We start from the raw sequence: 23,871 nt of genomic DNA on the forward strand, positions 1-23,871 counted from the left end.
TATGACCTCACTGCAAAATTTTTATTTGCGGTGAGGTTTTTCTATGTCGCTTTATAAAGCATTTTTCATTTCATTGAATATAAAGAAAACAGCTTAATTCCTTTTAATATTCTGTATGACTGATATAATATTAGAGGTGTGAAAAAGGAGGACAAAACTATGCAAACTGTAGAAAGTATAATCATTGGCGGCGGGCCGTGCGGTTTAAGTGCAGCAATTGAACAAAAGAAAAAAGGGATTGAAACATTGGTTATTGAAAAAGGCAACGTAGTTGAATCGATTTACAATTATCCTACGCATCAAACCTTTTTCTCTTCTAGTGATAAATTAAGTATCGGAGATGTACCTTTTATTGTAGAAGAGTACAAACCAAGAAGAAATCAAGCATTGGTTTATTACAGAGAAGTTGTGAAATACCATCAGCTTGATGTGCACGCATTTGAAGAGGTCCTCACGGTTAAAAAAATGGGTAAACGCTTTTTAATTACTACAACTAAAGATACGTATCAATGCCGTTTCTTAACAGTAGCAACAGGCTATTACGGCCAACATAACGAATTGGAAGTTGAAGGTGCGAAATTACCTAAAGTATTCCATTACTTTAAAGAAGCACATCCATATTTCGATCAAAATGTAGTAATTATCGGAGGTAAAAACTCAGCTGTGGACGCTGCACTTGAATTAGAAAAAGCTGGCGCTCATGTAACAGTGCTTTATCGCGGTGCAGATTATTCAGGCGCAATCAAACCTTGGATTTTGCCGAACTTTGAATCATTAGTACGTCATGAAAAAATCGATATGCACTTCAATGCGAATGTCACTAAAATCGATGAAGATAGCGTAACGTTCGAAAAAGAAGGCGAAACATATACACTTCCTAATGATTACGTCTTTGCGATGATTGGTTATCATCCGGACTATGATTTCTTGCAAACGATCGGCATTGATATTAACACTAATGAATTTGGTACAGCACCTGTTTATGATAAAGAAACATACGAAACAAATGTCGAAAATTGTTATATCGCAGGTGTAATTGCGGCGGGTAACGATGCTAATACAATTTTCATTGAAAACGGCAAGTTCCACGGCGGTATTATTGCACAAAACATCATTGCTAAAAAACAAACACCTTTAGAATCTTAAAATATAATTATCATTCAACTATAAAAACCGAGATGCGATTTTACGCATCTCGGTTTCATTATAATTGTTTTTATTTTTTTAAACTTGTGCATCAAAATAAGTTTTCAATGTTTCTTTATCAAAGTTATTACTCATCGCAACTAACAATTTCAAACGTGCTTTTTGTCCATTCAAGCCGTTAGAGAAAATGACGCCGCGTTGTGCTAAATCATAACCTCCGCCATCATATGCATAAATAGGACCTACGATACCATTGAAAGATCTTGATACTAAAATCACTGGTATACCTTTATCTAAGCAAGCCATTAAACCATCTAATGTAGTAGGCGGCAAGTTGCCTTGGCCTAAAGCTTCTACGACAATACCATCAACATTTTTTTCGCTGTAAAAATAGAAAATGTCGCTTGGCATATCCATATATGCCTTAATGATAGGAACATTCAATTTCGGATCAACTTTTTCCAAGATTTGATGATGGTACGGTTTATGGTGGAATTGAACACTTGTTTTCGTTAAGACACCTAATGGACCATGGTTCGGACTTTGGAACGTATTGGTATTGGATGTGTGTGTCTTAGTCACGTTGCGCGCTGTATGGATTTCATCATTAAATACAACCATGACACCTTTGTCCGCTGAATCATCTGAAGCTGCTGTACGCAGTGCAGAAATAAAATTATATAAACCATCCGATCCAATTTCATTAGAGGAGCGCATCGCACCTGTAATTGCGATAGGTTTATTTGTTTGTGTAACGAGATCTAATAAATACGCAGTTTCTTCTAACGTATCTGTACCATGCGTAATAACAAAACCATCATACTCATTGTTGCGGCTTGCTTCTTCGATAATATCTCTTAATTTCACCACATCTGCTATTGTTACATGCGGTGAAGGCAAGTTAATCGGATTAATTTCCGTTACATCGGCATAACGTGAAATTACGTCATGATGTTTGGAAATCGGATTTTGTTCATTTGTTACTACTTTGTTGCTTTCGTCTTCAGACATACTGATGGTACCACCGGTATGCATAACCAGAATCTTTTTCAATGTCATCGCTCCTATCTCTATAATACGTTTTTATGATAAAATAAAAGTGAAAAAACGACAAGGGAAGGTTTTCTAAATATGATTTTAATAAATATAGCTATTGATGGTCCAGCAGCTGCTGGCAAGAGTACGATTGCACGAAAGGTAGCTGAAAGCCATTCTATGATTTATGTAGATACAGGTGCTATGTATCGTGCAATTACCTATAAATATTTACAAGAGGGTAAACCAGAGGACTTTCAATCTCTTATTGAAGATATAACTTTAAAATTGGTTTATGACGATGACAAAGGTCAACGTGTATTATTAAATGATAATGATATCACAGACTATTTACGTTCAAATGATGTTACACAAAATGTATCTTATGTGGCATCTAAAGAACCTGTAAGAACATTTGCTGTAGAAGTCCAACAACAATTAGCTGCGAAAAAAGGCATTGTTATGGATGGACGCGATATTGGTACAGTTGTCTTGCCGGACGCTGATTTAAAAGTCTATATGATTGCTTCTGTAGATGAGCGTGCTGAACGCAGACAAAAAGAAAATGAAGAAAGCGGAATTCCTTCCTCATTAGATCAACTTAAAAAAGAAATAAAAGCACGCGACGATTACGATATGGCACGTGAAATCTCTCCATTGCGCAAAGCAGAAGATGCTATTACTGTAAACACAACCGGAAAATCTATCGAAGAAGTTGCTGATGTAATCAATCAATTGATTGAAGATGTCAAAAATAAATAATCATCTCGATCTAAGTGCTTTGTTATTCGTTTGTAAATTATATTTACTCAATTATAAGAATTCATTATTAAACAATGACAGTTGAAACAGAATAAAAATATTGTGTCATGCTGTGAATAATAAATGAATTTTTGTGGTATATATCATAATGAGAATAAATATGTACATTTGTACATAAGCGATAATGTTTCATTAACTGCAGGGGAATGAGAAATTACCCATTTAGTTAATAGAGGTGAATTTCTTGACAATTCTGTCAGTTTGTAAGATGTTATAATTATGTAGTGTACAAGGAGGCATACAAGATGACTGAAGAATTCAATGAATCAATGATTAATGAAATTAAAGAAGGAGATAAAATCTCTGGACAAGTCCAAAAAGTCGAAGATAAACAAGTGATTGTTGATGTCGACGGTGGCAAATTTAGCGGTATTGTACCGATTAGTCAATTATCTACGCATCATATTGACAGCCCAAGCGAGGTTGTTAAAGAGGGAGATGCTGTAGAAGCTTATGTGACTAAGGTAGAAAATGAAACAGGTGCTTATATCCTTTCAATTCGTCAATTAGAGCAAGAGAAGTCTTATGAATATTTAAGAGAGAAACAAGAAAATAATGAAATTATTGAAGCTAAAGTAACTGAAGTCGTTAAAGGCGGCTTAGTTGTAGATGTAGGACAAAGAGGGTTTGTTCCAGCTTCGTTAATTTCTACTGATTTCATTGAAGACTTTTCAAGTTTTGATGGACAAGTACTTGAACTGCGTGTTGAAGAACTTGATCCTGAAAATAACCGCGTCATCCTTAGCCGAAAAGCAGTAGAACAAGAACGTAATGAAGCTAAAAAAGCAGAATTGCTTGCTTCACTTAATGAAGGCGATGTAATTGAAGGTACAATTGCACGTTTAACTAACTTCGGTGCTTTCGTAGATATCGGCGGTGTTGATGGATTAGTTCACGTTTCTGAACTTTCACACGAACACGTTGATAAACCTGAAGACGTAGTATCTGTTGGACAAAAAGTTAACGTTAAAGTTAAATCTGTAGAACAAGATTCAGAAAGAATCTCACTTTCTATTAAAGATACGTTACCAAGTCCATTCGAAAGCATTAAAGGCGAAATCCATGCGGATTCAGTAATTGAAGGCCTTGTAGTAAGATTAACTGACTTTGGTGCATTCGTTGAAATCGCTGCTGGCGTACAAGGACTTGTTCACATTTCAGAAATCAGTCGCAAACACATTGCAACACCTAGCGAAGTACTTGAACCTAACCAAACGGTTACAGTTAAAGTATTGAGCGTCGATGAAGAAAACGAAAGAATCTCACTTTCAATCAAAGCAGCTGTTCCAGAAGAGGAAGTACTGCAAATCGACGATAACGAAACAGAAGAAAATGTTGAAAATACGACTTCAAATCATAATGATGATGAAGACAACGATAACCCAACATTAGGTGAAATGTTCGGCGACAAATTAAAAAATCTTAAATTTTAATAAGTAATGTTTAAGCCAGCCAAGGCTGCAGTAGGTGACAATATGCTCACGTATTGCTGCCTTGGCTTTTTTATTTCTAAATATCTTTTGCTTTAAATCGGCCATGTGATAAAATTAATTAGATATATTAAAGAGAGGAAGTTAGCTTATGACTAAACCTGTTATTGCGATTGTAGGTCGACCGAACGTCGGTAAATCTACAATATTCAATAGAATCGTCGGCGAACGTGTATCAATCGTAGAAGATACACCCGGCGTAACAAGAGACCGCATTTATTCAAGCGGCGAATGGTTAACGCATGACTTCAACATCATCGATACTGGTGGTATTGAATTATCTGACGCACCATTCCAAACACAAATCAGAGTACAAGCTGAAGTCGCAATTGATGAAGCTGACGTTATCATTTTCATGGTGAACCAAAGGGAAGGTTTAACGCAAACGGATGAAATGATAGCACAAATGCTGTATAAAACAAATAAACCAGTAGTATTAGCAGTCAACAAAGTAGATAATCCTGAAATGAGAGCAGATATCTACGACTTTTATGCACTAGGATTTGGGGAACCTTTCCCGATTTCTGGTTCTCACGGACTTGGTTTAGGGGATTTATTAGACGAAGTCGCAAAACACTTTAAAGAAGAAGGGGAAGACCCATACGACGAAGATACAATCCGTTTATCTTTAATCGGACGTCCTAATGTCGGAAAATCCAGTCTCGTTAATGCCATATTAGGAGAAGACCGTGTCATTGTTTCTAATATTGCAGGCACGACACGTGATGCGATTGACACTGAATATTCATATGAAGATCAAGATTATGTATTGATTGATACAGCTGGTATGCGTAAAAAAGGGAAAGTGTATGAATCAACAGAGAAATACTCTGTTTTACGTGCTTTAAAGGCGATTGAACGCTCAAATGTAGTACTTGTAGTATTAGATGCTGAAGAAGGCATCATCGAGCAAGATAAGCGTGTGGCAGGCTATGCGCACGAAGAAGGTAAAGCCATCGTTATTGTAGTCAACAAATGGGATACATTAGAAAAAGACAGCAAAACTATGAAAAAATTCCAAGACGAAGTTCGCAAAAACTTCCAATTCTTAGATTATGCGCCGATTGCATTTGTTTCAGCAAAAGAGAAACAACGCTTGCGCACATTGTTCCCATTAATCAATGAAGCCAGCCAAAACCATAAGAAACGTGTACAAAGTTCAACATTGAACGAAGTCATTACAGACGCAATTTCGATGAACCCGACACCTACAGACAAAGGCCGCAGATTAAAAGTCTTCTATGCAACACAAGTTGCGATCGAGCCGCCGACATTTGTTGTATTTGTTAATGATGAAGAGTTGATGCACTTCTCTTATAAACGTTATTTAGAAAACCAAATCAGAGATGCATTCGGATTCGAAGGTACTCCGATTAAAATAATTCCAAGAAAGAGAAATTAGAATTGAAAGGATGAATGAAATGAGTAAGGTTGCCGTTTTTGGTATGGGCAGTTTTGGTACAGCATTAGCGAATGTTCTCGCGCAAAACGGTCATGATGTCTTAATGTGGGGAAAAAATAAACAAAGCATTGAAGAAATCAATACTTATCACACAAATTCACGCTATTTGAACGAAGCAAAATTGAACGCTGCAATTAAAGCAACATCAGACATGGACGAAGCCGTTCAGTTTTCAGATACGTATCTGATTGCGTTGCCTACAAAAGCAGTCAGAGAAGTGGTTAAGCAAATCGATGAGAAATTAACAGGCAAGAAAACATTTATACATGTTGCGAAAGGTATTGAAAATTCAACATTCGAACGTGTATCAGAATTGATAGAAGATTCATTATCACCTGAGCATAATGGCGGAATCGGTGTATTATCAGGCCCAAGCCATGCTGAGGAAGTCGTAATTCAACAGCCTACAACAGTTGCTGCATCGTCAAAAGACCCGAATGTCAGCAAACGCATTCAAGATTTATTTATGAATGAATATTTACGTGTCTATACGAATGATGATTTAGTGGGCGTTGAACTTGGCGGTGCATTGAAGAATATTATCGCAGTAGCAAGCGGTATTGTTGCCGGTATGGGCTTTGGAGACAACGCGAAAGCTGCATTGATGACTCGCGGACTCGCTGAGATCAGCCGTTTAGGCGAAGCGCTAGGGGCTGACCCTATGACTTTCTTAGGCCTAGGCGGAATCGGTGATTTAATTGTTACGTGTACGTCAACACATTCAAGAAACTATACACTCGGTTATAAAATCGGCAAAGGCAAAACAGTTGATGAAGCTCTTTCAGAAATGAATATGGTTGCAGAAGGTTTCTATACAACTGAATCTGTTTACCATTTAGCTAAGAAGAAAAACATTGATATGCCTATCACATCAGCGTTGTACGGTGTATTATTCGAAAATGTTCCATTAGAAAAAAGCCTTAAATTATTAATGGACAGAGACAAAAAATCTGAATAGAGATTAAATTAATTTACTATTATAGTATATTTACACCATATTAGCTAAAAAACCTTATAAATCGCGGTTTTATGCTCATAAATAATTGCGATAGTAAGAGTCGTTGTGTTAAAGTCATAGCATAATGATATTAAGTTATCATTAGCAAACCCTTGGGAGGTGACTCATAATGAACAAAACAGACTTAATTAACGCTGTTGCAGAACAAGCAGAATTAACTAAAAAAGAAGCTGGCTTAGCAGTTGATGCTGTATTCGAATCAATTCAAAACTCACTATCTAAAGGTGAAAAAGTACAATTGATCGGTTTCGGTAACTTTGAAGTTCGCGAACGTGCTGCCCGTAAAGGTCGCAACCCGCAAACTGGTAAAGAAATCGACATCCCAGCAAGCAAAGTTCCAGCATTCAAAGCTGGTAAAGCTTTAAAAGATGCAGTTAAATAATGAATTCAATACTTAACAGAAAAGCCCTTTTTCAGGGCTTTTCTTTTTATGTTGTAAAATTATAATTTTAATTGCTTTTATCAATAAAATTGGTGAATCTAGCAAGCAGTTGAAATAAAGTGATTTTATTTTTGTATATATAATGTTAAGATGATTATTGATTAATAACGTGAGGTGCAGACATGGATTCAACATTAAGTACATTAAAAAACCAAATAGATCGCAAACTTAATGGTATACATAGTCATGAACCAATTCAGTATAACCATCAATTGGCTCATGTACTTGATGATCAAGATATTTTGCCAGAAGCAAAATTAGCATGCCTCGCAATCGATACATCTATGAATCATCTGGATTCAATTACAGGAAGCAGTCTGTCAAAGCATGCGATTTTGATAGGGGACTTAATCAGTGCGCATTTTTATACTTTAACGGCTGCTATAAATGATTCACAATATTTAGAAGCAATGAGCGACGCAATCATTAAAGTAAATGAATATAAAACTTCATTGCATTATAGAACACTCGATGTTGATGCAATAGAAGATGCAATATTATATATTGAAACCATTTTTTCTATGATTACTATTCAACACTTCCATCCACGTGCTGAATTAGGCGGAATCGCTGAATCATTAATTCAATATGCTTCAGAGCATCATCCTGCTTATTTGAAAGATTATAGCGAAAAAGAACTTGAGGCTGTTTTTAAAGCGCTGAATAGTAATATAAAGCAAAGTAGAGGTAATTAATATGGCTAAAAATAAAGCAGATAAAGAAAAAGTACATAAAGTCTTTCAAAACATTTCAACGAAGTATGATAGATTGAACAATATTATCAGCTTTGAACAACACAAAGTATGGCGTAAACGTGTTATGAAATCTATGAACGTTAAACCAGGAAGCAAAGCATTAGACGTATGCTGCGGTACGGCAGATTGGACAATTGCACTAAGTAAAGCTGTCGGACCTACTGGTGAAGTTATCGGACTTGATTTCAGTGAAAACATGCTGAAAGTCGGAGAAGAAAAAACTAAAAACATGGCGAATATTCAACTCGTTCAAGGTGATGCTATGGAATTGCCATTTGACGACAATGAATTCGATTATGTCACAATCGGTTTCGGATTGCGCAACATTCCGGATTATGTCATTGCTTTGAAAGAAATGAATCGCGTACTTAAACCAGGCGGTATGGTGGTATGTCTTGAAACGAGCCAACCGACTATTCCTGTGTTTAAACAACTCTACCAGCTTTACTTTAAATTTGTTATGCCTGTATTCGGCAAATTTTTCGCTAAATCAAAAGAGGAGTACGAATGGCTGCAGCAATCTGCTTTTAACTTCCCTGATCGCGATGAACTAAAAGCATTGTTCCAATTAGCAGGCTTCAGAGATATTGAAGTGAAAAGTTTTACAGGCGGCGTAGCTGCAATGCACTTAGGGTATAAGGAAAAAGAAACAGCAAAAGGTGATTAATGTGGAGAAGTTGAACATTAATAAAGAAATCAAAAAAATTGAAAAAGCACTTAAACAGACTATTAAAAGTGATAATGCTGTATTAGAAGAGGCGTCACACCATTTATTGTTATCAGGCGGCAAGCGTGTGCGCCCGTCTTTTGTCATTTTGAGCAGTGAATACGGTATTTCTCCTAGGAATGAAGACACTTATAAAATTGCTGTTTCTTTAGAATTAATTCATATGGCGACATTAGTCCACGATGATGTCATTGATAGAAGCGATAAACGCAGAGGACGTTTAACTATCAGTAAAAAATGGGACCAAGATACTGCAATTTTAACCGGCAACTATTTGCTTGCCTTAGCCTTAAATAATATTTCATCGATTGAAGATAAAAGAATACATATGATTTTATCCCATGCGATTGTGGATGTATGCCGCGGAGAATTATTCCAATTCCAAGACCAATTTAACACAGAGCAATCCATCACTAATTATTTAAGACGTATTAATCGTAAAACAGCCTTATTAATCCAACTCGCAACAGAGCTAGGTGCCTTGTCTGCACATGCTGATCATAAAACAGCTAATAAACTTAAGCGCATCGGCCACTATATTGGGATGAGTTTCCAAATTGTCGATGATATTCTTGATTTTACGAGTACTGAAAAGCAATTAGGCAAACCTGTAGGCAGTGATTTAATGAACGGCCACATTACTTTGCCGGTGTTGCTTGAGATGAGAGAAAATCCGGAATTCAAAGCGAAAGTTGACGCACTTAACCCAAATAGCCCTAAAGAGGATTTTGTTTACTGCGTTGATTATATCAGACAGTCATCTAATATAGATGCTGCGAAACAAATCAGCAGGCAGTACCTTCAAAAAGCAATTCATTTATTAGATGAACTTGAAGTAAACGGCGCAACAACATGGTTTAAAAAGTTGATTAAAAGAATGGAATCCAGAAATATATAAAAAACAATTCCAAAATATTGAAAGCGCTTAAACAAACTGTTAAACTTAGAATGTATTTAATTACATTCAACCAAATACACATATAATTCAGGAGGATTTGCGAAATGGAAAGAACTTTTCTAATGATTAAACCTGATGGTGTTCAACGTAATATCGTTGGTGAAATCATCACACGTTTAGAGAAAAAAGGATTAAAACTAGTTGGCGGTAAATTCATGACTGTTTCCAAAGAATTAGCAGAAACACATTATGGTGAACATGCTGGTAAACCATTCTACGAAGGTCTTGTATCATTTATCACTTCAGCACCTGTCTTTGCGATGGTAGTAGAAGGTGAAAATGTAGTAGAAGTTACAAGAAATATGATTGGTAAAACAAATCCAACTGAAGCAGCACCTGGTACAATCAGAGGCGATTTAGGTTTAACTGTAGGCCGTAACGTTATCCACGGTTCAGATTCAGTTGAATCAGCTAAAAGAGAAATCAGCTTATGGTTCGAACCTAACGAATTAAGTGTTTATACAGCCAACAATGAAGAATGGTTATACGAATAAATTTATATAAAGTATACATTTGAAAAATTCATTTCATCCAAAGCAGGCCAGATTGAAACGCGCAATTTCAGTCTGGTTTGTTTTTGCGTTCCATTAATTTCTGAAAATTTTAACAATTATACGTTTTAATTGTTTCTGTCCTTATTTCACGTGTGCTATGATAATAGGTATACTTAAGAGTAACAATATGAAATGGAGTGATTGCATAATGAGATTTTTAACCTCTGGAGAATCCCATGGGCCGCAACTGACTGTTATTGTAGAAGGTGTTCCGGCAAATTTAGCTGTTACAGCTGAAGACATTAATGTTGAAATGTTTAAGCGTCAAGGCGGATATGGCCGCGGACGCCGCATGAAAATTGAAAAAGACGCTGTTGAAATTGTTTCTGGTGTAAGAAATGGTTATACATTAGGCAGTCCGATTACGATTGTGGTAACAAATGATGATTTTACACACTGGAGAAATATTATGGGTGTTGCTCCTATTTCTGAAGAAGAACAAGAACAGATGAAACGCACCATCTCTAAACCACGTCCCGGACATGCTGATCTTGTAGGCGGAATTAAATACAATCATCGTGATTTAAGAAATGTATTAGAACGTTCATCTGCTAGAGAAACAGCTGCTCGCGTTGCTGTAGGTGCACTATGCAAAATCTTGCTGAAACAATTAGATATCGATATCTTCAGCCGTGTTGTTGAAATCGGCGGTATCAAAGATGATGAAGCATACGATTTAGAAACGATTAAATCACATGAAGACAATAATGACGTTCGTGTTATTAATGAAGAAAAAGCACAAGCAATCAGAGATTTAATCGATCAAGCTAAAAAGGATGGAGATTCGCTAGGCGGTGTCGTTCAAGTAATTGTGGATAATATGCCTGTAGGTGTCGGCAGTTATGTCCATTATGATCGAAAACTCGATGGCAGAGTCGCACAAGGTGTAGTCGGCATTAACGCATTCAAAGGCGTAAGTTTCGGTGAAGGGTTTAAAGCAGCTGAAAAACCAGGCAGCCAAATCCAAGATCCTATTCTCTATGATGAAACGAACGGCTATACACGCTCATCCAATCATTTAGGCGGATTAGAAGGCGGTATGAGTAATGGTATGCCGATTGTAGTGAATGGCGTTATGAAACCTATTCCTACTTTATATAAGCCGCTTGCATCAGTTGATATTGAGACGAAAGAACCTTTCAAAGCAACAATAGAACGTTCAGACAGCTGTGCAGTACCCGCAGCAAGTATTGTATGTGAACATGCAGTCGCATTTGAATTGACTAAAGCATTGCTGGAAGAGTTCCAATCCAATTATATGGAACAGCTCAAAGAACAAGTCGCAGAACGCAGACAACGCAACATTGAATTTTAAAATCTAAGGTGATACGTATGCAACTAATGACAACTTATAAAGAGGATAATTATCCGATTATTATCCAACACAATGCATTAACAGAATTAAATCATTTTCTAACAAATTATCGCGATGTTGTATTTATTATCGATAAGAACGTAGAACACGCGCATCCGAATAAATTAAATCAGGCACTTTCATCTATTGTGCCTGAACAAATTACACATGTTATTCGTATTGAAGGCAGTGAACAATCTAAATCCTTTGAAGTCTACCAAAGCGTTTTAGAACAGTTATTAGAAAAAGGAATTACGCGCAACACTTGTATCGTCGCAATCGGCGGCGGTGTAACAGGAGACTTTTCAGGGTTTGTGGCTGCGACATTATTACGCGGCGTTGATTTTATTCAAGTCCCAACGACAATTTTAGCGCATGACTCAAGTGTAGGAGGCAAAGTAGGGATTAATACACCGCAAGGTAAAAATCTAGTAGGGGCTTTTTATCGCCCTTCAGCGGTTATCTATGATTTAGACTTTCTCACTTCTTTGCCTTATACCGAAATCACCAGCGGCTATGCAGAAGTTTATAAACATGCATTATTAAACGGACAAGCAGCGCTGAATGATATCGAATTGAATTTTCCTGACCGATCAAGCTTAGCAGCATTGCATCACTTAGATGACTTTTTGCTTAAAGGAATTGAAACTAAATTAAATATTGTTGTGGCTGATGAGCATGAACAAGGCAAACGCAAATTCTTAAATCTCGGCCATACGTTTGGACATGCGATTGAGTATCATGAGAAAATAGCACATGGTCATGCAGTGATGATAGGTATTTTATATCAATTCATTATTTCAAACCTCTTGCTCCATACAAATTACGATATCCAACACTTTAAAGATTATTTCAAACAACTGGATTATCCATTGGAAGTCGTACTAAACGCTGACTTTGAGCCTTTATTAGAATTAATGTTAAAAGATAAAAAGAATGATAAAAACGGCATTCAAATGGTGTTATTGTCTTCTATCGGCAATCCGGTCGTACATCATGTTGATAACGATGTGCTTGCTGAAGCCTTTACACAACTACAAAACATAATAAAGTGAGTGAAGATAAATGAGTAAAACCGAATTAATTAATGTACAAGGGCCTTTGCGCGGTGAAATCGAAGTGCCGGGCGACAAATCCATGACTCATCGTGCGATCATGTTGAGTGCTTTAGCAGAAGGCAAATCAACAATATATAAACCGCTTCTCGCTGAAGACTGTCTCCGCACCATTCACATCTTCCGCTTATTAGGCGTTCGATTTGAAATCAGCGACGATCAAGTCATCGTAGAATCTCCCGGCTACCAAAACTTTACTACACCGCACCAAGCACTTTATACAGGCAACTCAGGTACTACAACACGTCTGCTTGCCGGGTTGCTTTCCGGATTAGGCATCGAAAGTGTACTTTCAGGCGATGCTTCTATCGGCAACCGTCCTATGAACCGAGTAATTGATCCATTGACTGAAATGGGTGCTGATATACACGGTGTAGAAGGCAATTACACACCTTTAATTATTAAAAAAGGGCAAATTAAAGGTATTCAATATAAAATGCCGGTTGCTAGTGCACAAGTGAAAAGTGCGATTTTATTTGCCAGCTTATTCTCTGATGAACCATCTGTAATTGAAGAAATCGGAATGACACGCAATCATACAGAAACTATGTTTGAACATTACCATATTCCTATTAAAACAGAAGGCATGCGCATTGAAACAGTTCCGAATGCAATTCAAGACATTCAACCAGCAGATTTCCAAGTTCCAGGTGATATTTCATCTGCAGCGTTCTTTATCGTTGCTGCCTTAATAACACCTGATAGTGATGTTACAATTCATAATGTAGGTATGAATGAGACACGTTCTGGTATCATAGATGTCGTGAAAGCAATGGATGCAAATATTGAAATCTTCAACGAAAAGAACGGTGCTGAACCGACTGCATCGCTGCGTGTACGCTATACACCTGATTTGAAGCCGTTAAATATGGCTGATGCGTTAGTAACACGTGCGATTGATGAAATACCTATCATTGCATTGCTGTGTACACAAGCACAGGGTTCTAGCGTAATTAGAGATGCAGAAGAGTTAAAATACAAAGAGACTGACCGTATTGAAACAACATCTAATGAATTAGGCTTGCTCGGCTTTGAAGTACATTCGACAAATGATGGTTTTGTCATTCATCCGTCAACATTTGAACGACCTGCAGAAGTCAGTTCTTATACAGACCATCGTATCGGTATGACTTTAGCCATTGCTTCATTGTTGAGTGATGACACGATTTCAATTCATAACTTCGATGCAGTCAATACATCATTCCCAGAATTCTTGCCATTGTTAAAATCAATTGCTCAGAAAGGATAATATTATGGAAGACACACAGAAATTAATTGATGATATTCATCTACAAAAGATAGATAACTTAGACAGCAGGGTAGAAAATGCAATTACCTCTGCTGACGATGATACTTTGTTCATGCTTGGAGAAACACTGTATAATTACGGATTGACGCCGCAAGGGTTAGAAGTATTCAGAGCGTTGTATCATAAATTTCCTAACGAACCGGAACTGTTGATTTACTTTATAGAAGGGCTCATTTCTGAAGATAAAACAGATGAGGCTTTAGAACATTTAAACCAAGCAGACTTAACAACAGAACGCTTAATGTTAGAAGCAGATTTATATCAGCAAATTAATATGCTAGAAGTCGCAATCGATAAAGTACAAGAAGCAATCGAATTAGAACCTAACGATCCAGTGCTGCACTTCGCATTAGCTGAACTTATGTATTTTGACGGTCAATATTTACGTGCTTCTGCAGAGTATGAAACAGTACTTGAAACAGGAGAGTACATGGTTAACGGTGTTAATTTGTATGCTCGTTTAGCAGACAGTGCATTGCAAAGCGGCAACTATGATGATGCAATTCAATTGTTCGATGAAATCCATGAACAAGATATGACACCAGAAGATTACATGAAAAAAGCACTTGCTTATGAAAAAAATGATTTGATTCAAGAAGCTGTTAAAATCATGCGTGTGTTGATGGATAAAGATCCGGATTATATTCAAGGCTATTTCTACTTGCAGCAGCTCTACTTGCAGCAAAGAGATTATAAATCAGCGATTGAAGTAGGGCATGAAGGTTTAAGACTGAACGAATTCTACAAAGAACTGATGCTGTCTACAGGTAAAATCGAAATCGATCAAGGTGATCAAGAACAAGGGGTTCAATTAATGCTGAAAGCCCTAGAAATTGATAATTCTTACCAAGAACCGCTGATTGAACTCAGCAGTTTATACCGTACAAAAGATGATGCTGAATCTATTATCGGTTTATTAAAATATGCAAATGAAGATGACTTAGACCCAAGATTTATGTGGAACTTAGCTTATGCCATGGGTGAAGAAGAACGCGACAAAGAAGCACAGCATTTCTTCGACTTAGCTTATCCGACATTTGAAAATAATCCAGATTTCTTAGGAGACTATTATTTCTTCCTCATCGAAACTGGACAAGTCGAACAAGCTAAAGCATTGCTGCCGAAATTAATGGAATTAGATCCTAATAATGATGAGTGGCAACAAGAAGCTGAACGTTTACAATCTTTTTAATACGTTGGTGAAAAGTACATGATAGACTTTGAAAGTTTGAATCTGAAAAAGAATAATTTAATAGATTACTTGTTATTCAACTATGCGTTTAAATCAAGAATCAGTGTTTGGGTGCTGAACTTAATCAAGTCTGATATTCAGCGCCTTGAAAGTATTTATTTTGTAGATACACCTATCACTAGTCATGCAACTTTAGAAATCGCAGTGACAGAAAGCGATGAAATCGGTATTCAATTTACGCAAAACCACAAACGTTTGTATAATACCAACGAAATTTTCCATGTGATTGCCTATGAACGGCCATCTTTTGATATTAAGATTCATTTACCTAAAAGAGATGCCAGAATTGACGAAGTCCTGCTTTCTCAACTGCTTTCATCACCAGATTATACATCGCATTTAAGCGACTTGTATGCAGTGACAATGACTCCGCAAGCAGAACTGTCGTTGATTAATCATTTACAAAATACGATTGATTTGAGTCTGCAGATCAATGACTCAGAATACTTTTACAGACTATCTCACTTATTAAATACGATTAAAACAAAGTCCTATAATTTTCCAACGAAGGAATGAATCTGATGAGTCTTTTACAGTGGTGGAAATGGGCTGTTTATTCACGCCCATTTCTTTTATTAGCTTTGGTATGTAATGCTTTAGGTACCATTTACGGATACATATGGTATGGCAGCCAGCTTAGTGAGACACCTTGGCAATTCTTAATATTTGTACCTGACAGTCCCACGGCTTCACTCTTTTTATGTTTTGCATTAGTGTTAATGCTCTTTAATAAAAATAATGCAATCATTGAAGCGCTTGCTTTTACAACACTTATTAAATACGGAGTCTGGGCTGTCATTATGAATTTGATATTATTTTATCAATACAATGAAGTCACAATCAGCGGGATGATGCTGCTGCTTTCTCATGGTATTATGGCATTGCAAGCATTGTTATTTTACCCTAGATTTAAAGTTACTTTGCTAGGCGGTGTCGTTTCAATGGTTTGGATTTTCCATAATGACTTGATCGACTATGTCTTTATGCAGTTTCCGTACTATCCATTCATTGCTTCGCACATAGAACTAGTAGCATATATTGCGTTCTTGTTAAGTATATTAAGCTTAATTTTATACTTTTATTTAAAGTCGTTAATACAGCACAAATTGTTTGACCAAAGTTTACGTTCTCAGTAAAATAATGTTATAAAGGAGTGAGAATTTTGTCTTTAGTAAGTATGATAATTTATTTTGCGATATTAATGATTTTACCGCTTTGGGCACAACACAAAGTCAAATCAACTTATGAAAAGTATTCACAAGTTCGATCAACAAGCGGTAAAACAGGACGAGAAGTGGCTGAAGAAATATTACATGCCAATGGTATAAATGACGTTGAAGTTTTAGAAGGCGAAGGTTTCTTATCAGACCACTACGACCCATCTAAAAAAGTAATTCGTTTATCTCCTGCGAACTACAATCGTCCAAGTGTTGCTGGTACAGCCATCGCAGCACACGAAGTAGGACATGCGATTCAAGATGCTCAAGGTTATTTCTATTTAAGATTCAGACATGCTTTATTCCCATTAGCAAATATCGGCAGCAGCTTGTCTTATATTTTAATTATGGCAGGTATCGTATTGACATCTATGCAGATGGCAATCGGTTCAACTGCATTATGGATCGGTATTTTCTTAATGGCATTCGCAGTCTTATTCTCAATCATAACCTTGCCGGTAGAGTTTGACGCAAGTAAGAGAGCAATTAATAACATTAAAGATTTGAATATCGTTAACGACAAAGAATATAAACACGCACGAAAAGTGTTAAGTGCAGCCGCAATGACATATGTAGCTTCTACAGCAGTTGCAGTTGCCGAACTATTAAGATTCATCTTAATTGCACGCTCTAGTGATTAATAAGCACTTATACAGTTTGAGGCCTTGCTGATTTCAGCAAGGCTTTTTCATTTTGCCGATTGCACTTAAAATGCATAATAAAAAAATATAAGATATACTAAGAGATAAGATGTAAGGAGATGAAAACGCATGAAAACAATGTTAGAAATGCAAAAAGAAGTAGACGCATATATAGGACAATTCAAAGTCGGTTATTTCTCGCCGCTTGCGAATTTAGCACGCCTTACTGAAGAAGTAGGCGAACTTGCACGAGAAATCAATCATGTGTATGGAGAAAAGAAAAAGAAATCAACAGAAGCCGAAAATACAATTAAAGCAGAACTCGGCGATAACCTTTTTGTTTTACTGTGTATCGCAAATTCATTAGATATCGATATGACAGAAAGCTTTAATGAAACAATGGATAAATTTAATCATCGAGATAAAGATCGATTTGAACGTAAATAAAAACAAAATAGAGAGATAAAGGAGAGTCGGTTTGAAATGAAGATAGGAATTACATGTTATCCTTCTATGGGAGGTTCGGGCGTTATTGCGACTGAACTTGGGATACTCCTTGCTGAAAGGGGAAACGATGTCCACTTTATCACTTCAAACTTGCCATTTCGTATCAGAAAGCCGCTTCCGAATATTACTTTCCACCAAGTAGAAGTTAATCAATATGCTGTCTTTCAATACCCGCCGTATGATATCAGTTTAAGCACTAAAATTGCTTCTGTCATTAAAGAATATGACTTAGACATTTTGCATATGCATTATGCTGTACCGCATGCGATTTGCGGTATTTTAGGCCGTCAAATGTCTGGCAAAGACGTTAAAATTATGACGACATTGCATGGTACTGATATTACAGTATTAGGGTATGACCATTCGCTTAAGGATGCGATTAAATTCGGTATTGAAAATAGTGATGTTGTGACAAGTGTCAGTCAATCACTCGCAAAGCAAACACAAGAAATCATCGGTACTAAAAAGGAAATCGTACCCATCTATAACTTTGTCAGAGAAATAGATTTTCCGACTCAGCGCAACGATGCTTTAAGAGAAGTTTACGGTATCAGTCCTGATGAGAAAGTATTGATTCACGTTTCTAACTTCAGACAAGTAAAACGTATAGATACCATCGTTGAAACATTTAAAAAGGTCCATGATCAAATACCATCGAAATTATTATTGTTAGGCGACGGGCCGGAACTGATGGAAATGAAACGTCTTGTGAGAAAGCTAGACATTGAAGCTGATGTATTGTTCTTAGGCAAACAGGAATTTGTCAATCAGTTCTATCAAATGTCAGACTTGGTGCTGCTGCTCAGCGAAAAAGAAAGTTTCGGTTTGACTTTGCTTGAAGCAATGAAAACCGGTGTTGTGCCTATCGGTTCAACAGCAGGCGGTATAAAAGAAGTGATTAAACACGAAGAAACAGGCTTTATTGTCGATATCGGAGATAGCGACAAGGCTAGCGAATATGCGATTGAGTTGCTTACAAATGATGCATTATATCAACGTTTGCGTACACAGATGCTAGAAGATATCGCAGAGCGTTTCAATTCAGAACATATCGCAGATCAATATGAATACTACTATAAGCAGATGTTAGAGGGAAAACATGAATAAAGATTTATTTTTAAAAGCAGCGCCAATTTTAAATCAAATAAAAAGTCATGGTTATGAAGCCTATTATATCGGAGGTTCAGTCAGAGATTATTTGATGGGCCGTCCTATTCATGATATCGATATCACTACGAGTGCGGATCCAGATGAAATCGAAACTATTTTTGAACATACGATTCCGATTGGGAAAGAACACGGCACGATTAATGTGGTATTCAACCATGAAAATTATGAAGTAACAACTTATCGAGCTGAAGGCGAATATAAAGACCATCGACGCCCGGACGAAGTCTTCTTTGTCCGCGATTTATATAAAGATGTAGAACGCAGAGACTTTACGATGAATGCGATTGCGATGGATACTGATTTTAATATCAGAGATTATTTCGGCGGCTATGAAGATATTCAAAAACAGCGTATTGTCACGGTTGGCGAAGCAAATGAACGCTTTAATGAAGATGCACTGCGTATCTTGCGCGGATTGCGATTCAAATCCCAATTAGGCTTTGAAATTGAAGGACATACGTATGAAGCAATGAAAAATAAAATGCCGGATACAGGTTATCTATCAATTGAACGTATCATCGTCGAGCTTGTTAAGTTATTAGAAGGTAAAGATGCGGCTGAAGTGTATCCAATGCTGCTGGCATTAGACTTCTTCAAATATGTACCGTTTTTCAAAGACTATGATATGACACAAGTCGAGATTGATGAACCGTTAACATTGGAATTGTTGATAGCAATCTTATTATTCAAACAGCCAGAAGTAAACGGTGCACTGGCTAAGCTGAAAATCAGCAACGACCGCAAGAAACAAATTCAACGTTATGTTCAACTCTTTGAACAGTTAGGTACACTTAATGGCAAAAAACAATTACGTGTACTTGTGTATGATTATGGTTTGTCTGTTTTATCTTATATACTAACCATGCAAGCTACATTAGAGAAGAATGATATTCCATTAAGCCATCCGCTGATATTTAATCAAAAAACGATAGAGGCAATCTACGAAAATCTTCCGATTTATCAAAGAACCGATATAGCAATCAATGGTAAAATTATTTTAGAAACATTAAATCGTAAAGGCGGTCCATGGTTAAAAGAAGCACTCAGAGCGATAGAATGTGCCATTATTAATAATGAACTGTCCAATGAACAAAGCGAAATCATAAAATGGGTGAAAACAAATGTCTAAATACAGTCAAGATGTTGTAAAAATTTTATATGATCATCAGCCTGAATATATTTCTGGTCAAATGATTGCAGAGCAGCTGCAGATTTCTCGAACTGCAGTCAAAAAAATCATTGATCAGCTTAAAGCAGAAGGCTGCGTCATCAATTCAGTCAACCATAGAGGTCATCAGTTAGAACAACTGGCAGACACTTGGTATCCTGGTATTGTAGAACAAATTGTTGATGAACAAGGCTTTTTTAAGAAAACATTGGTTTTCGATACCATCGATTCAACACAACTAGCAGCAAAACAAGAACTTGTCGGCAATCAAGATTCAATTATTGTGTTAAGCAATGAACAAACTAAAGGGCGCGGTCGTTTTAACCGCTTCTGGGATTCAGAAAAAGGAAAAGGGCTATGGATGAGCGCAGTCTTTCGTCCGAATGTACCTTTCTCTTTAATTACGACTTTTAATTTGTTTATGGCCTTAGCAATAAGAGAAAGTATTCAACCTTTTTCCAACGACAAAGTCGAAATCAAATGGCCTAACGACATTTATATCGGCAGTAAAAAGGTCTGCGGTTTCTTAACAGAAATGTCTGCGAACAGTGATGGTATTGAAGCTGTTATTTGTGGAATAGGTATTAATATGAACCAAAAATCAGATGAGTTTCCAAAAGAAATTGCACATCGTGCGACAAGTATATTGAACCATGCGGATCAAAAAATCGATCGTTATCAGTTTTTAGACGTATTGCTGGGCAATATGAAAAAACGCTATATACAATTTCTGACAGTGCCGTTTGAAGACATCAGAGAAGAATACAGAACACATTCAAATATTTGGCAACGCACGTTGAAGTTCACAGAGAACGACACAGTATTTACTGGTCAAGCATTGGATATTGATAAAGACGGCTTTTTGCAAGTCGTTGATGAAGAGGGCAAACCACACCGCTTAATGAGTGCTGATATTGATTTATAGGAAGGAGGCGATAAAGTGAGTCAAACCAATTATGCAGTGGTAGATTTAGAAACAACCGGCAACCAAAAGGATTATGATGAAATCATCCAAATCGGGATTACATTTGTAAGAAACTTTGAAATTGTAGGTTCCTACCACTCTTTAATTAAAACAGACTTAGAAATTCCGCCTTTCATACAGGCACTGACTTCTATTGAAGATACCATGCTGACACAAGCACCATATTTTCATGAAATAGCAGATGAAATCTATGATGTTTTGAAAGACTGTGTCTTTGTCGCACACAACGTAGCCTTTGATTTGAACTTTTTAAAAAATGCATTCAGAAAATGCAATATCACTTATCACCCTAGAAAAGCCATTGATACTGTCGAATTATTCAAAGTGGCTTTTCCGACAGATAAAAGCTACCAATTAAGCGAACTTGCTGAAAATCACGGTATACCTTTAAATAATGCACACCGTGCCGATGAAGATGCCGCAACTACTGCTAAATTGATGATTAAAGCTTTCAATGTGCTTTACAGTCTTCCGACAGATACATTGAAACAATTGTATTACTTAAGCAAAGACTTAAAATATCAACTGCATGATGTCATTTTCGAAATGGTACGCAAGCGAAAAGATGAAGGACTAGATAAAGAGTTTGCGCAGTTCGAGCAGATTATTTACAGAAAGCAGGTTGATTTCAAAGCACCGCAAATAGATTTTGAAGGATCAACAAAAGACTTTTATAAACAAGTCATTGATGCATTAGGTTTCACTTATCGACCGCAGCAGCTCTATCTGACTGAAATTATATTAGAACAGTTGATGCATAATGAAAAAGCATTAATTGAAGCACCGCTCGGTTCAGGGAAATCCATTGCTTATTTAATTGCGGCTTTAATGTACAATATTGAAACCAAGCAGCATGTCATGATTTCAACAAATACAAAGCTGCTTCAAAATCAATTATTAGAACATGAAATCCCTACACTTGAGAAAGTCTTGGGTTATCGTATCAATGCGGCAATTATTAAAAGCAAGAGAGATTACATTTCTCTTGGACTCATCAGTCAAATCTTAAAAGATGAAACGCAAAATTATGACGTAACACTATTGAAGATGCAGCTGCTGATTTGGATTACTCAAACCGAAACAGGAGATATCCAAGAGCTGAATTTAAAAGGCGGACAAAAAATGTATTTAGAACAAAAAGCAGAGACTTATGTTCCGGTTCGTCATGATATTCATTACTATAATTTCTTGAAACGCAATGCTCAAAATATACAAATCGGTATCACTAACCATGCGCATCTCATTCATGCCTCTCAAGAAAATAGTATTTATCAGCTGTTTGAGGATTGTATTATCGATGAAGCACACCGTCTGCCAGATTATGCCTTAGATCAAGTTACAAATGAATTGAGCTATTCAGATATCAAATATCAGCTAGGTTTAATCGGCAAAACAGAAAATGAGAAACTGTTAAAAGCGGTAGACAACCTTGAACAAAAGCGTATTTTAGAAAAATTGGATATACCGCCGATTGACGTTTTCGGCTTGAAATCAGCTATGAATGATATTCATGAATTGAATGAAACGTTATTCACGACAATTTTTGATATTATTCATGATTCTACCATCCATGATGATGATAACCATAAAATTCATTTTGTGAATCAATTTGATAAAGGTCCGATTCTTAAGGATATCCATCAGATTATTCATAAATTAAATTTAACTTTAGAATATTTCAACGGTATGAGCCATAAAACGATTAAATCAATCCGAAAGCATCTGCTTTATATCAATGACCATTTCCGTGCAATTGAACAAAGTCTGAAGGAAGATCATACTTGTTTCTTATCTATAAAAAATTTAGAGCAAAAATCGACCATCACAATTTATGTGAAAGACTATAAAGTGAAAGACATTCTCTCGCATCAAATTTTAGATAAATTCAATGCCTTAACCTTTATTTCAGGAACTTTAACGTTCAATGGTTCTTTCGAAGCCTATAAGAAATGGTTCAATCAAGATGCGGCGTTTAATACGTATATCATTGATGAAGTAGTAGAAAATAATAACAAAGCAACTATCTTTATACCTAATGATGTTGAACCGTATCATTATCGCGATGTTGAAAAATATGAACATGCGATTGTCAGCTATATTACGGAATACGTCAATACCACACAATCGAAGTGCCTGGTCTTATTTACCAGCTATAAAATGATGTACCATGTCCAGGAATTATTAAACGATCTGCCTGATTTTGAAGATTACATCATTTTATCTCAGCAGAATAACAGCCAAAATTATAAGATTGCACAGCAATTCAATAGTTTTGATAAAGCCATTCTGCTTGGTACTGGTACCTTCTTTGAAGGATTCGACTTCCAAGGCGAAGGCATCAAATGTGTTATGATTGCTAAGTTGCCGTTCATGAATCAAAACAATACTAAATATTGGTTAATGGATTCTGAATTTGTTTCTACGTTTAAAGATTATGTATTGCCTGATGCTGTTATCAGGTTCAGACAAGGGCTCGGACGTCTCATTCGCAATGAGAACGACAGAGGTATTATCGTGTCCTTTGATGACCGCTTAGTCAAAAGCAATTACCAGCATTTCTTTATGCAGACGTTAAAAGCATTTAATCAGCAAATCGGCAACTTGCAGAAGTTCAATAAAAATTTAAAAAGATTAAAGACAGAATAGGGCGTATCAACTAGAACAAACCCCATTTATTTGATAAAATGTAAACGGGTTAAAAGTAAACAATCAACTCATGCATATGAGTAATGATGAATGCGCTA

The 23,871-nt window shown here is 36.5% G+C and carries 23 protein-coding genes; 22 read left to right on the forward strand and 1 reads right to left on the reverse strand.

What is annotated here, in order from left to right; genetic code table 11:
* The first annotated feature begins 159 nt into the window (after positions 1–159).
* On the forward strand, positions 160–1,146 hold the full coding sequence (gene ypdA / locus MUA90_RS07495) for a bacillithiol disulfide reductase YpdA (RefSeq protein WP_262586062.1): 987 nt from the start codon (positions 160–162) through the stop codon (positions 1,144–1,146).
* A gap of 78 nt (positions 1,147–1,224) precedes the next feature.
* Here ypdA and MUA90_RS07500 read toward each other — a convergent pair whose 3' ends face one another.
* The gene (locus tag MUA90_RS07500) at positions 1,225–2,199 is read right to left on the reverse strand and encodes an asparaginase (protein WP_262586063.1); all 975 of its coding nucleotides are present in this window, start codon (positions 2,197–2,199) and stop codon (positions 1,225–1,227) included.
* A 78-nt stretch (positions 2,200–2,277) separates the two neighbouring features.
* On the opposite strand from MUA90_RS07500, the gene cmk reads away from it, so the two are divergent.
* The 21 genes from cmk (at position 2,278) to MUA90_RS07605 (ending at position 23,773) form a co-directional block, all read left to right on the forward strand.
* Positions 2,278–2,943 carry a (d)CMP kinase gene (gene cmk / locus MUA90_RS07505; RefSeq protein ID WP_262586064.1) on the forward strand — a complete coding sequence of 222 codons (666 nt, stop codon included), beginning with the start codon at positions 2,278–2,280 and terminating at the stop codon, positions 2,941–2,943.
* A 305-nt stretch (positions 2,944–3,248) separates the two neighbouring features.
* A complete protein-coding gene (gene rpsA / locus MUA90_RS07510; RefSeq protein ID WP_262586065.1) occupies positions 3,249–4,436 on the forward strand; it encodes a 30S ribosomal protein S1 in 1,188 nt (395 codons plus the stop codon).
* A 148-nt stretch (positions 4,437–4,584) separates the two neighbouring features.
* Positions 4,585–5,895 (forward strand): ribosome biogenesis GTPase Der, encoded by a 1,311-nt coding sequence (gene der / locus MUA90_RS07515; protein WP_262586067.1) that lies wholly within the window; start codon positions 4,585–4,587, stop codon positions 5,893–5,895.
* A gap of 19 nt (positions 5,896–5,914) precedes the next feature.
* Positions 5,915–6,913, forward strand: coding sequence for an NAD(P)H-dependent glycerol-3-phosphate dehydrogenase (locus MUA90_RS07520; RefSeq protein ID WP_105992753.1), 999 nt, complete (start codon positions 5,915–5,917; stop codon positions 6,911–6,913).
* 169 nt (positions 6,914–7,082) lie between these two features.
* The gene (locus MUA90_RS07525; RefSeq protein WP_047131051.1) at positions 7,083–7,355 is read left to right on the forward strand and encodes an HU family DNA-binding protein; all 273 of its coding nucleotides are present in this window, start codon (positions 7,083–7,085) and stop codon (positions 7,353–7,355) included.
* 182 nt (positions 7,356–7,537) lie between these two features.
* Positions 7,538–8,110, forward strand: a complete 573-nt coding sequence (locus MUA90_RS07530; RefSeq protein ID WP_262586074.1) for a heptaprenyl pyrophosphate synthase subunit A — start codon at positions 7,538–7,540, stop codon at positions 8,108–8,110.
* Position 8,111: 1 nt separating this feature from the next.
* Entirely contained in the window at positions 8,112–8,837 is a 726-nt protein-coding gene (locus MUA90_RS07535; protein ID WP_114603329.1) for a demethylmenaquinone methyltransferase, read from the forward strand.
* A 1-nt stretch (position 8,838) separates the two neighbouring features.
* Positions 8,839–9,795, forward strand: a complete 957-nt coding sequence (locus MUA90_RS07540) for a polyprenyl synthetase family protein (protein ID WP_262586075.1) — start codon at positions 8,839–8,841, stop codon at positions 9,793–9,795.
* 104 nt (positions 9,796–9,899) lie between these two features.
* Entirely contained in the window at positions 9,900–10,349 is a 450-nt protein-coding gene (gene ndk, locus MUA90_RS07545; protein WP_105992757.1) for a nucleoside-diphosphate kinase, read from the forward strand.
* A gap of 208 nt (positions 10,350–10,557) precedes the next feature.
* Complete coding sequence (gene aroC, locus MUA90_RS07550; RefSeq protein ID WP_262586078.1) at positions 10,558–11,724, forward strand: chorismate synthase; 1,167 nt, start codon at positions 10,558–10,560, stop codon at positions 11,722–11,724.
* Between the two features lie 17 nt (positions 11,725–11,741).
* A complete protein-coding gene (aroB, locus tag MUA90_RS07555) occupies positions 11,742–12,818 on the forward strand; it encodes a 3-dehydroquinate synthase (RefSeq protein WP_262586080.1) in 1,077 nt (358 codons plus the stop codon).
* 10 nt (positions 12,819–12,828) lie between these two features.
* Positions 12,829–14,127, forward strand: a complete 1,299-nt coding sequence (gene aroA, locus MUA90_RS07560) for a 3-phosphoshikimate 1-carboxyvinyltransferase (RefSeq protein ID WP_262586082.1) — start codon at positions 12,829–12,831, stop codon at positions 14,125–14,127.
* Between the two features lie 4 nt (positions 14,128–14,131).
* Positions 14,132–15,379 carry a tetratricopeptide repeat protein gene (locus tag MUA90_RS07565; protein ID WP_114603334.1) on the forward strand — a complete coding sequence of 416 codons (1,248 nt, stop codon included), beginning with the start codon at positions 14,132–14,134 and terminating at the stop codon, positions 15,377–15,379.
* Between the two features lie 18 nt (positions 15,380–15,397).
* Positions 15,398–15,955, forward strand: a complete 558-nt coding sequence (locus MUA90_RS07570) for a YpiB family protein (RefSeq protein WP_114603335.1) — start codon at positions 15,398–15,400, stop codon at positions 15,953–15,955.
* A 5-nt stretch (positions 15,956–15,960) separates the two neighbouring features.
* Positions 15,961–16,575 (forward strand): DUF1405 domain-containing protein, encoded by a 615-nt coding sequence (locus MUA90_RS07575; protein WP_114603336.1) that lies wholly within the window; start codon positions 15,961–15,963, stop codon positions 16,573–16,575.
* A gap of 41 nt (positions 16,576–16,616) precedes the next feature.
* Positions 16,617–17,297, forward strand: a complete 681-nt coding sequence (locus tag MUA90_RS07580; protein WP_398577385.1) for a zinc metallopeptidase — start codon at positions 16,617–16,619, stop codon at positions 17,295–17,297.
* Positions 17,298–17,426: 129 nt separating this feature from the next.
* Positions 17,427–17,744 carry a nucleotide pyrophosphohydrolase gene (locus MUA90_RS07585; protein ID WP_114603337.1) on the forward strand — a complete coding sequence of 106 codons (318 nt, stop codon included), beginning with the start codon at positions 17,427–17,429 and terminating at the stop codon, positions 17,742–17,744.
* A 36-nt stretch (positions 17,745–17,780) separates the two neighbouring features.
* The gene (bshA, locus tag MUA90_RS07590) at positions 17,781–18,911 is read left to right on the forward strand and encodes an N-acetyl-alpha-D-glucosaminyl L-malate synthase BshA (RefSeq protein WP_262586084.1); all 1,131 of its coding nucleotides are present in this window, start codon (positions 17,781–17,783) and stop codon (positions 18,909–18,911) included.
* Positions 18,904–20,103, forward strand: coding sequence for a CCA tRNA nucleotidyltransferase (locus tag MUA90_RS07595; RefSeq protein ID WP_262586086.1), 1,200 nt, complete (start codon positions 18,904–18,906; stop codon positions 20,101–20,103). The genes bshA and MUA90_RS07595 overlap by 8 nt, the downstream gene beginning before the upstream one ends.
* Complete coding sequence (locus MUA90_RS07600; RefSeq protein ID WP_262586088.1) at positions 20,096–21,067, forward strand: biotin--[acetyl-CoA-carboxylase] ligase; 972 nt, start codon at positions 20,096–20,098, stop codon at positions 21,065–21,067. The genes MUA90_RS07595 and MUA90_RS07600 overlap by 8 nt, the downstream gene beginning before the upstream one ends.
* Before the next feature lie 15 nt (positions 21,068–21,082).
* On the forward strand, positions 21,083–23,773 hold the full coding sequence (locus tag MUA90_RS07605) for a helicase C-terminal domain-containing protein (protein WP_262586090.1): 2,691 nt from the start codon (positions 21,083–21,085) through the stop codon (positions 23,771–23,773).
* Positions 23,774–23,871 lie beyond the last annotated feature (98 nt).

It is taken from the genome of Staphylococcus sp. IVB6181, from assembly GCF_025561445.1.
GTDB lineage: Bacteria > Bacillota > Bacilli > Staphylococcales > Staphylococcaceae > Staphylococcus > Staphylococcus simulans_B.

Coding starts and splice junctions, on each gene's coding strand:
- der (WP_262586067.1), top strand. CDS start 4,585: ATGACTAAACCTGTTATTGCGATTGTAGGTCGACCGAACGTCGGTAAA.
- aroC (WP_262586078.1), top strand. CDS start 10,558: ATGAGATTTTTAACCTCTGGAGAATCCCATGGGCCGCAACTGACTGTT.
- MUA90_RS07575 (WP_114603336.1), top strand. CDS start 15,961: ATGAGTCTTTTACAGTGGTGGAAATGGGCTGTTTATTCACGCCCATTT.
- MUA90_RS07520 (WP_105992753.1), top strand. CDS start 5,915: ATGAGTAAGGTTGCCGTTTTTGGTATGGGCAGTTTTGGTACAGCATTA.
- MUA90_RS07600 (WP_262586088.1), top strand. CDS start 20,096: ATGTCTAAATACAGTCAAGATGTTGTAAAAATTTTATATGATCATCAG.
- aroA (WP_262586082.1), top strand. CDS start 12,829: ATGAGTAAAACCGAATTAATTAATGTACAAGGGCCTTTGCGCGGTGAA.
- cmk (WP_262586064.1), top strand. CDS start 2,278: ATGATTTTAATAAATATAGCTATTGATGGTCCAGCAGCTGCTGGCAAG.
- MUA90_RS07570 (WP_114603335.1), top strand. CDS start 15,398: ATGATAGACTTTGAAAGTTTGAATCTGAAAAAGAATAATTTAATAGAT.
- ndk (WP_105992757.1), top strand. CDS start 9,900: ATGGAAAGAACTTTTCTAATGATTAAACCTGATGGTGTTCAACGTAAT.
- MUA90_RS07535 (WP_114603329.1), top strand. CDS start 8,112: ATGGCTAAAAATAAAGCAGATAAAGAAAAAGTACATAAAGTCTTTCAA.
- MUA90_RS07580 (WP_398577385.1), top strand. CDS start 16,617: ATGATAATTTATTTTGCGATATTAATGATTTTACCGCTTTGGGCACAA.
- MUA90_RS07565 (WP_114603334.1), top strand. CDS start 14,132: ATGGAAGACACACAGAAATTAATTGATGATATTCATCTACAAAAGATA.
- MUA90_RS07585 (WP_114603337.1), top strand. CDS start 17,427: ATGAAAACAATGTTAGAAATGCAAAAAGAAGTAGACGCATATATAGGA.
- bshA (WP_262586084.1), top strand. CDS start 17,781: ATGAAGATAGGAATTACATGTTATCCTTCTATGGGAGGTTCGGGCGTT.
- aroB (WP_262586080.1), top strand. CDS start 11,742: ATGCAACTAATGACAACTTATAAAGAGGATAATTATCCGATTATTATC.
- MUA90_RS07530 (WP_262586074.1), top strand. CDS start 7,538: ATGGATTCAACATTAAGTACATTAAAAAACCAAATAGATCGCAAACTT.
- MUA90_RS07525 (WP_047131051.1), top strand. CDS start 7,083: ATGAACAAAACAGACTTAATTAACGCTGTTGCAGAACAAGCAGAATTA.
- rpsA (WP_262586065.1), top strand. CDS start 3,249: ATGACTGAAGAATTCAATGAATCAATGATTAATGAAATTAAAGAAGGA.
- ypdA (WP_262586062.1), top strand. CDS start 160: ATGCAAACTGTAGAAAGTATAATCATTGGCGGCGGGCCGTGCGGTTTA.
- MUA90_RS07595 (WP_262586086.1), top strand. CDS start 18,904: ATGAATAAAGATTTATTTTTAAAAGCAGCGCCAATTTTAAATCAAATA.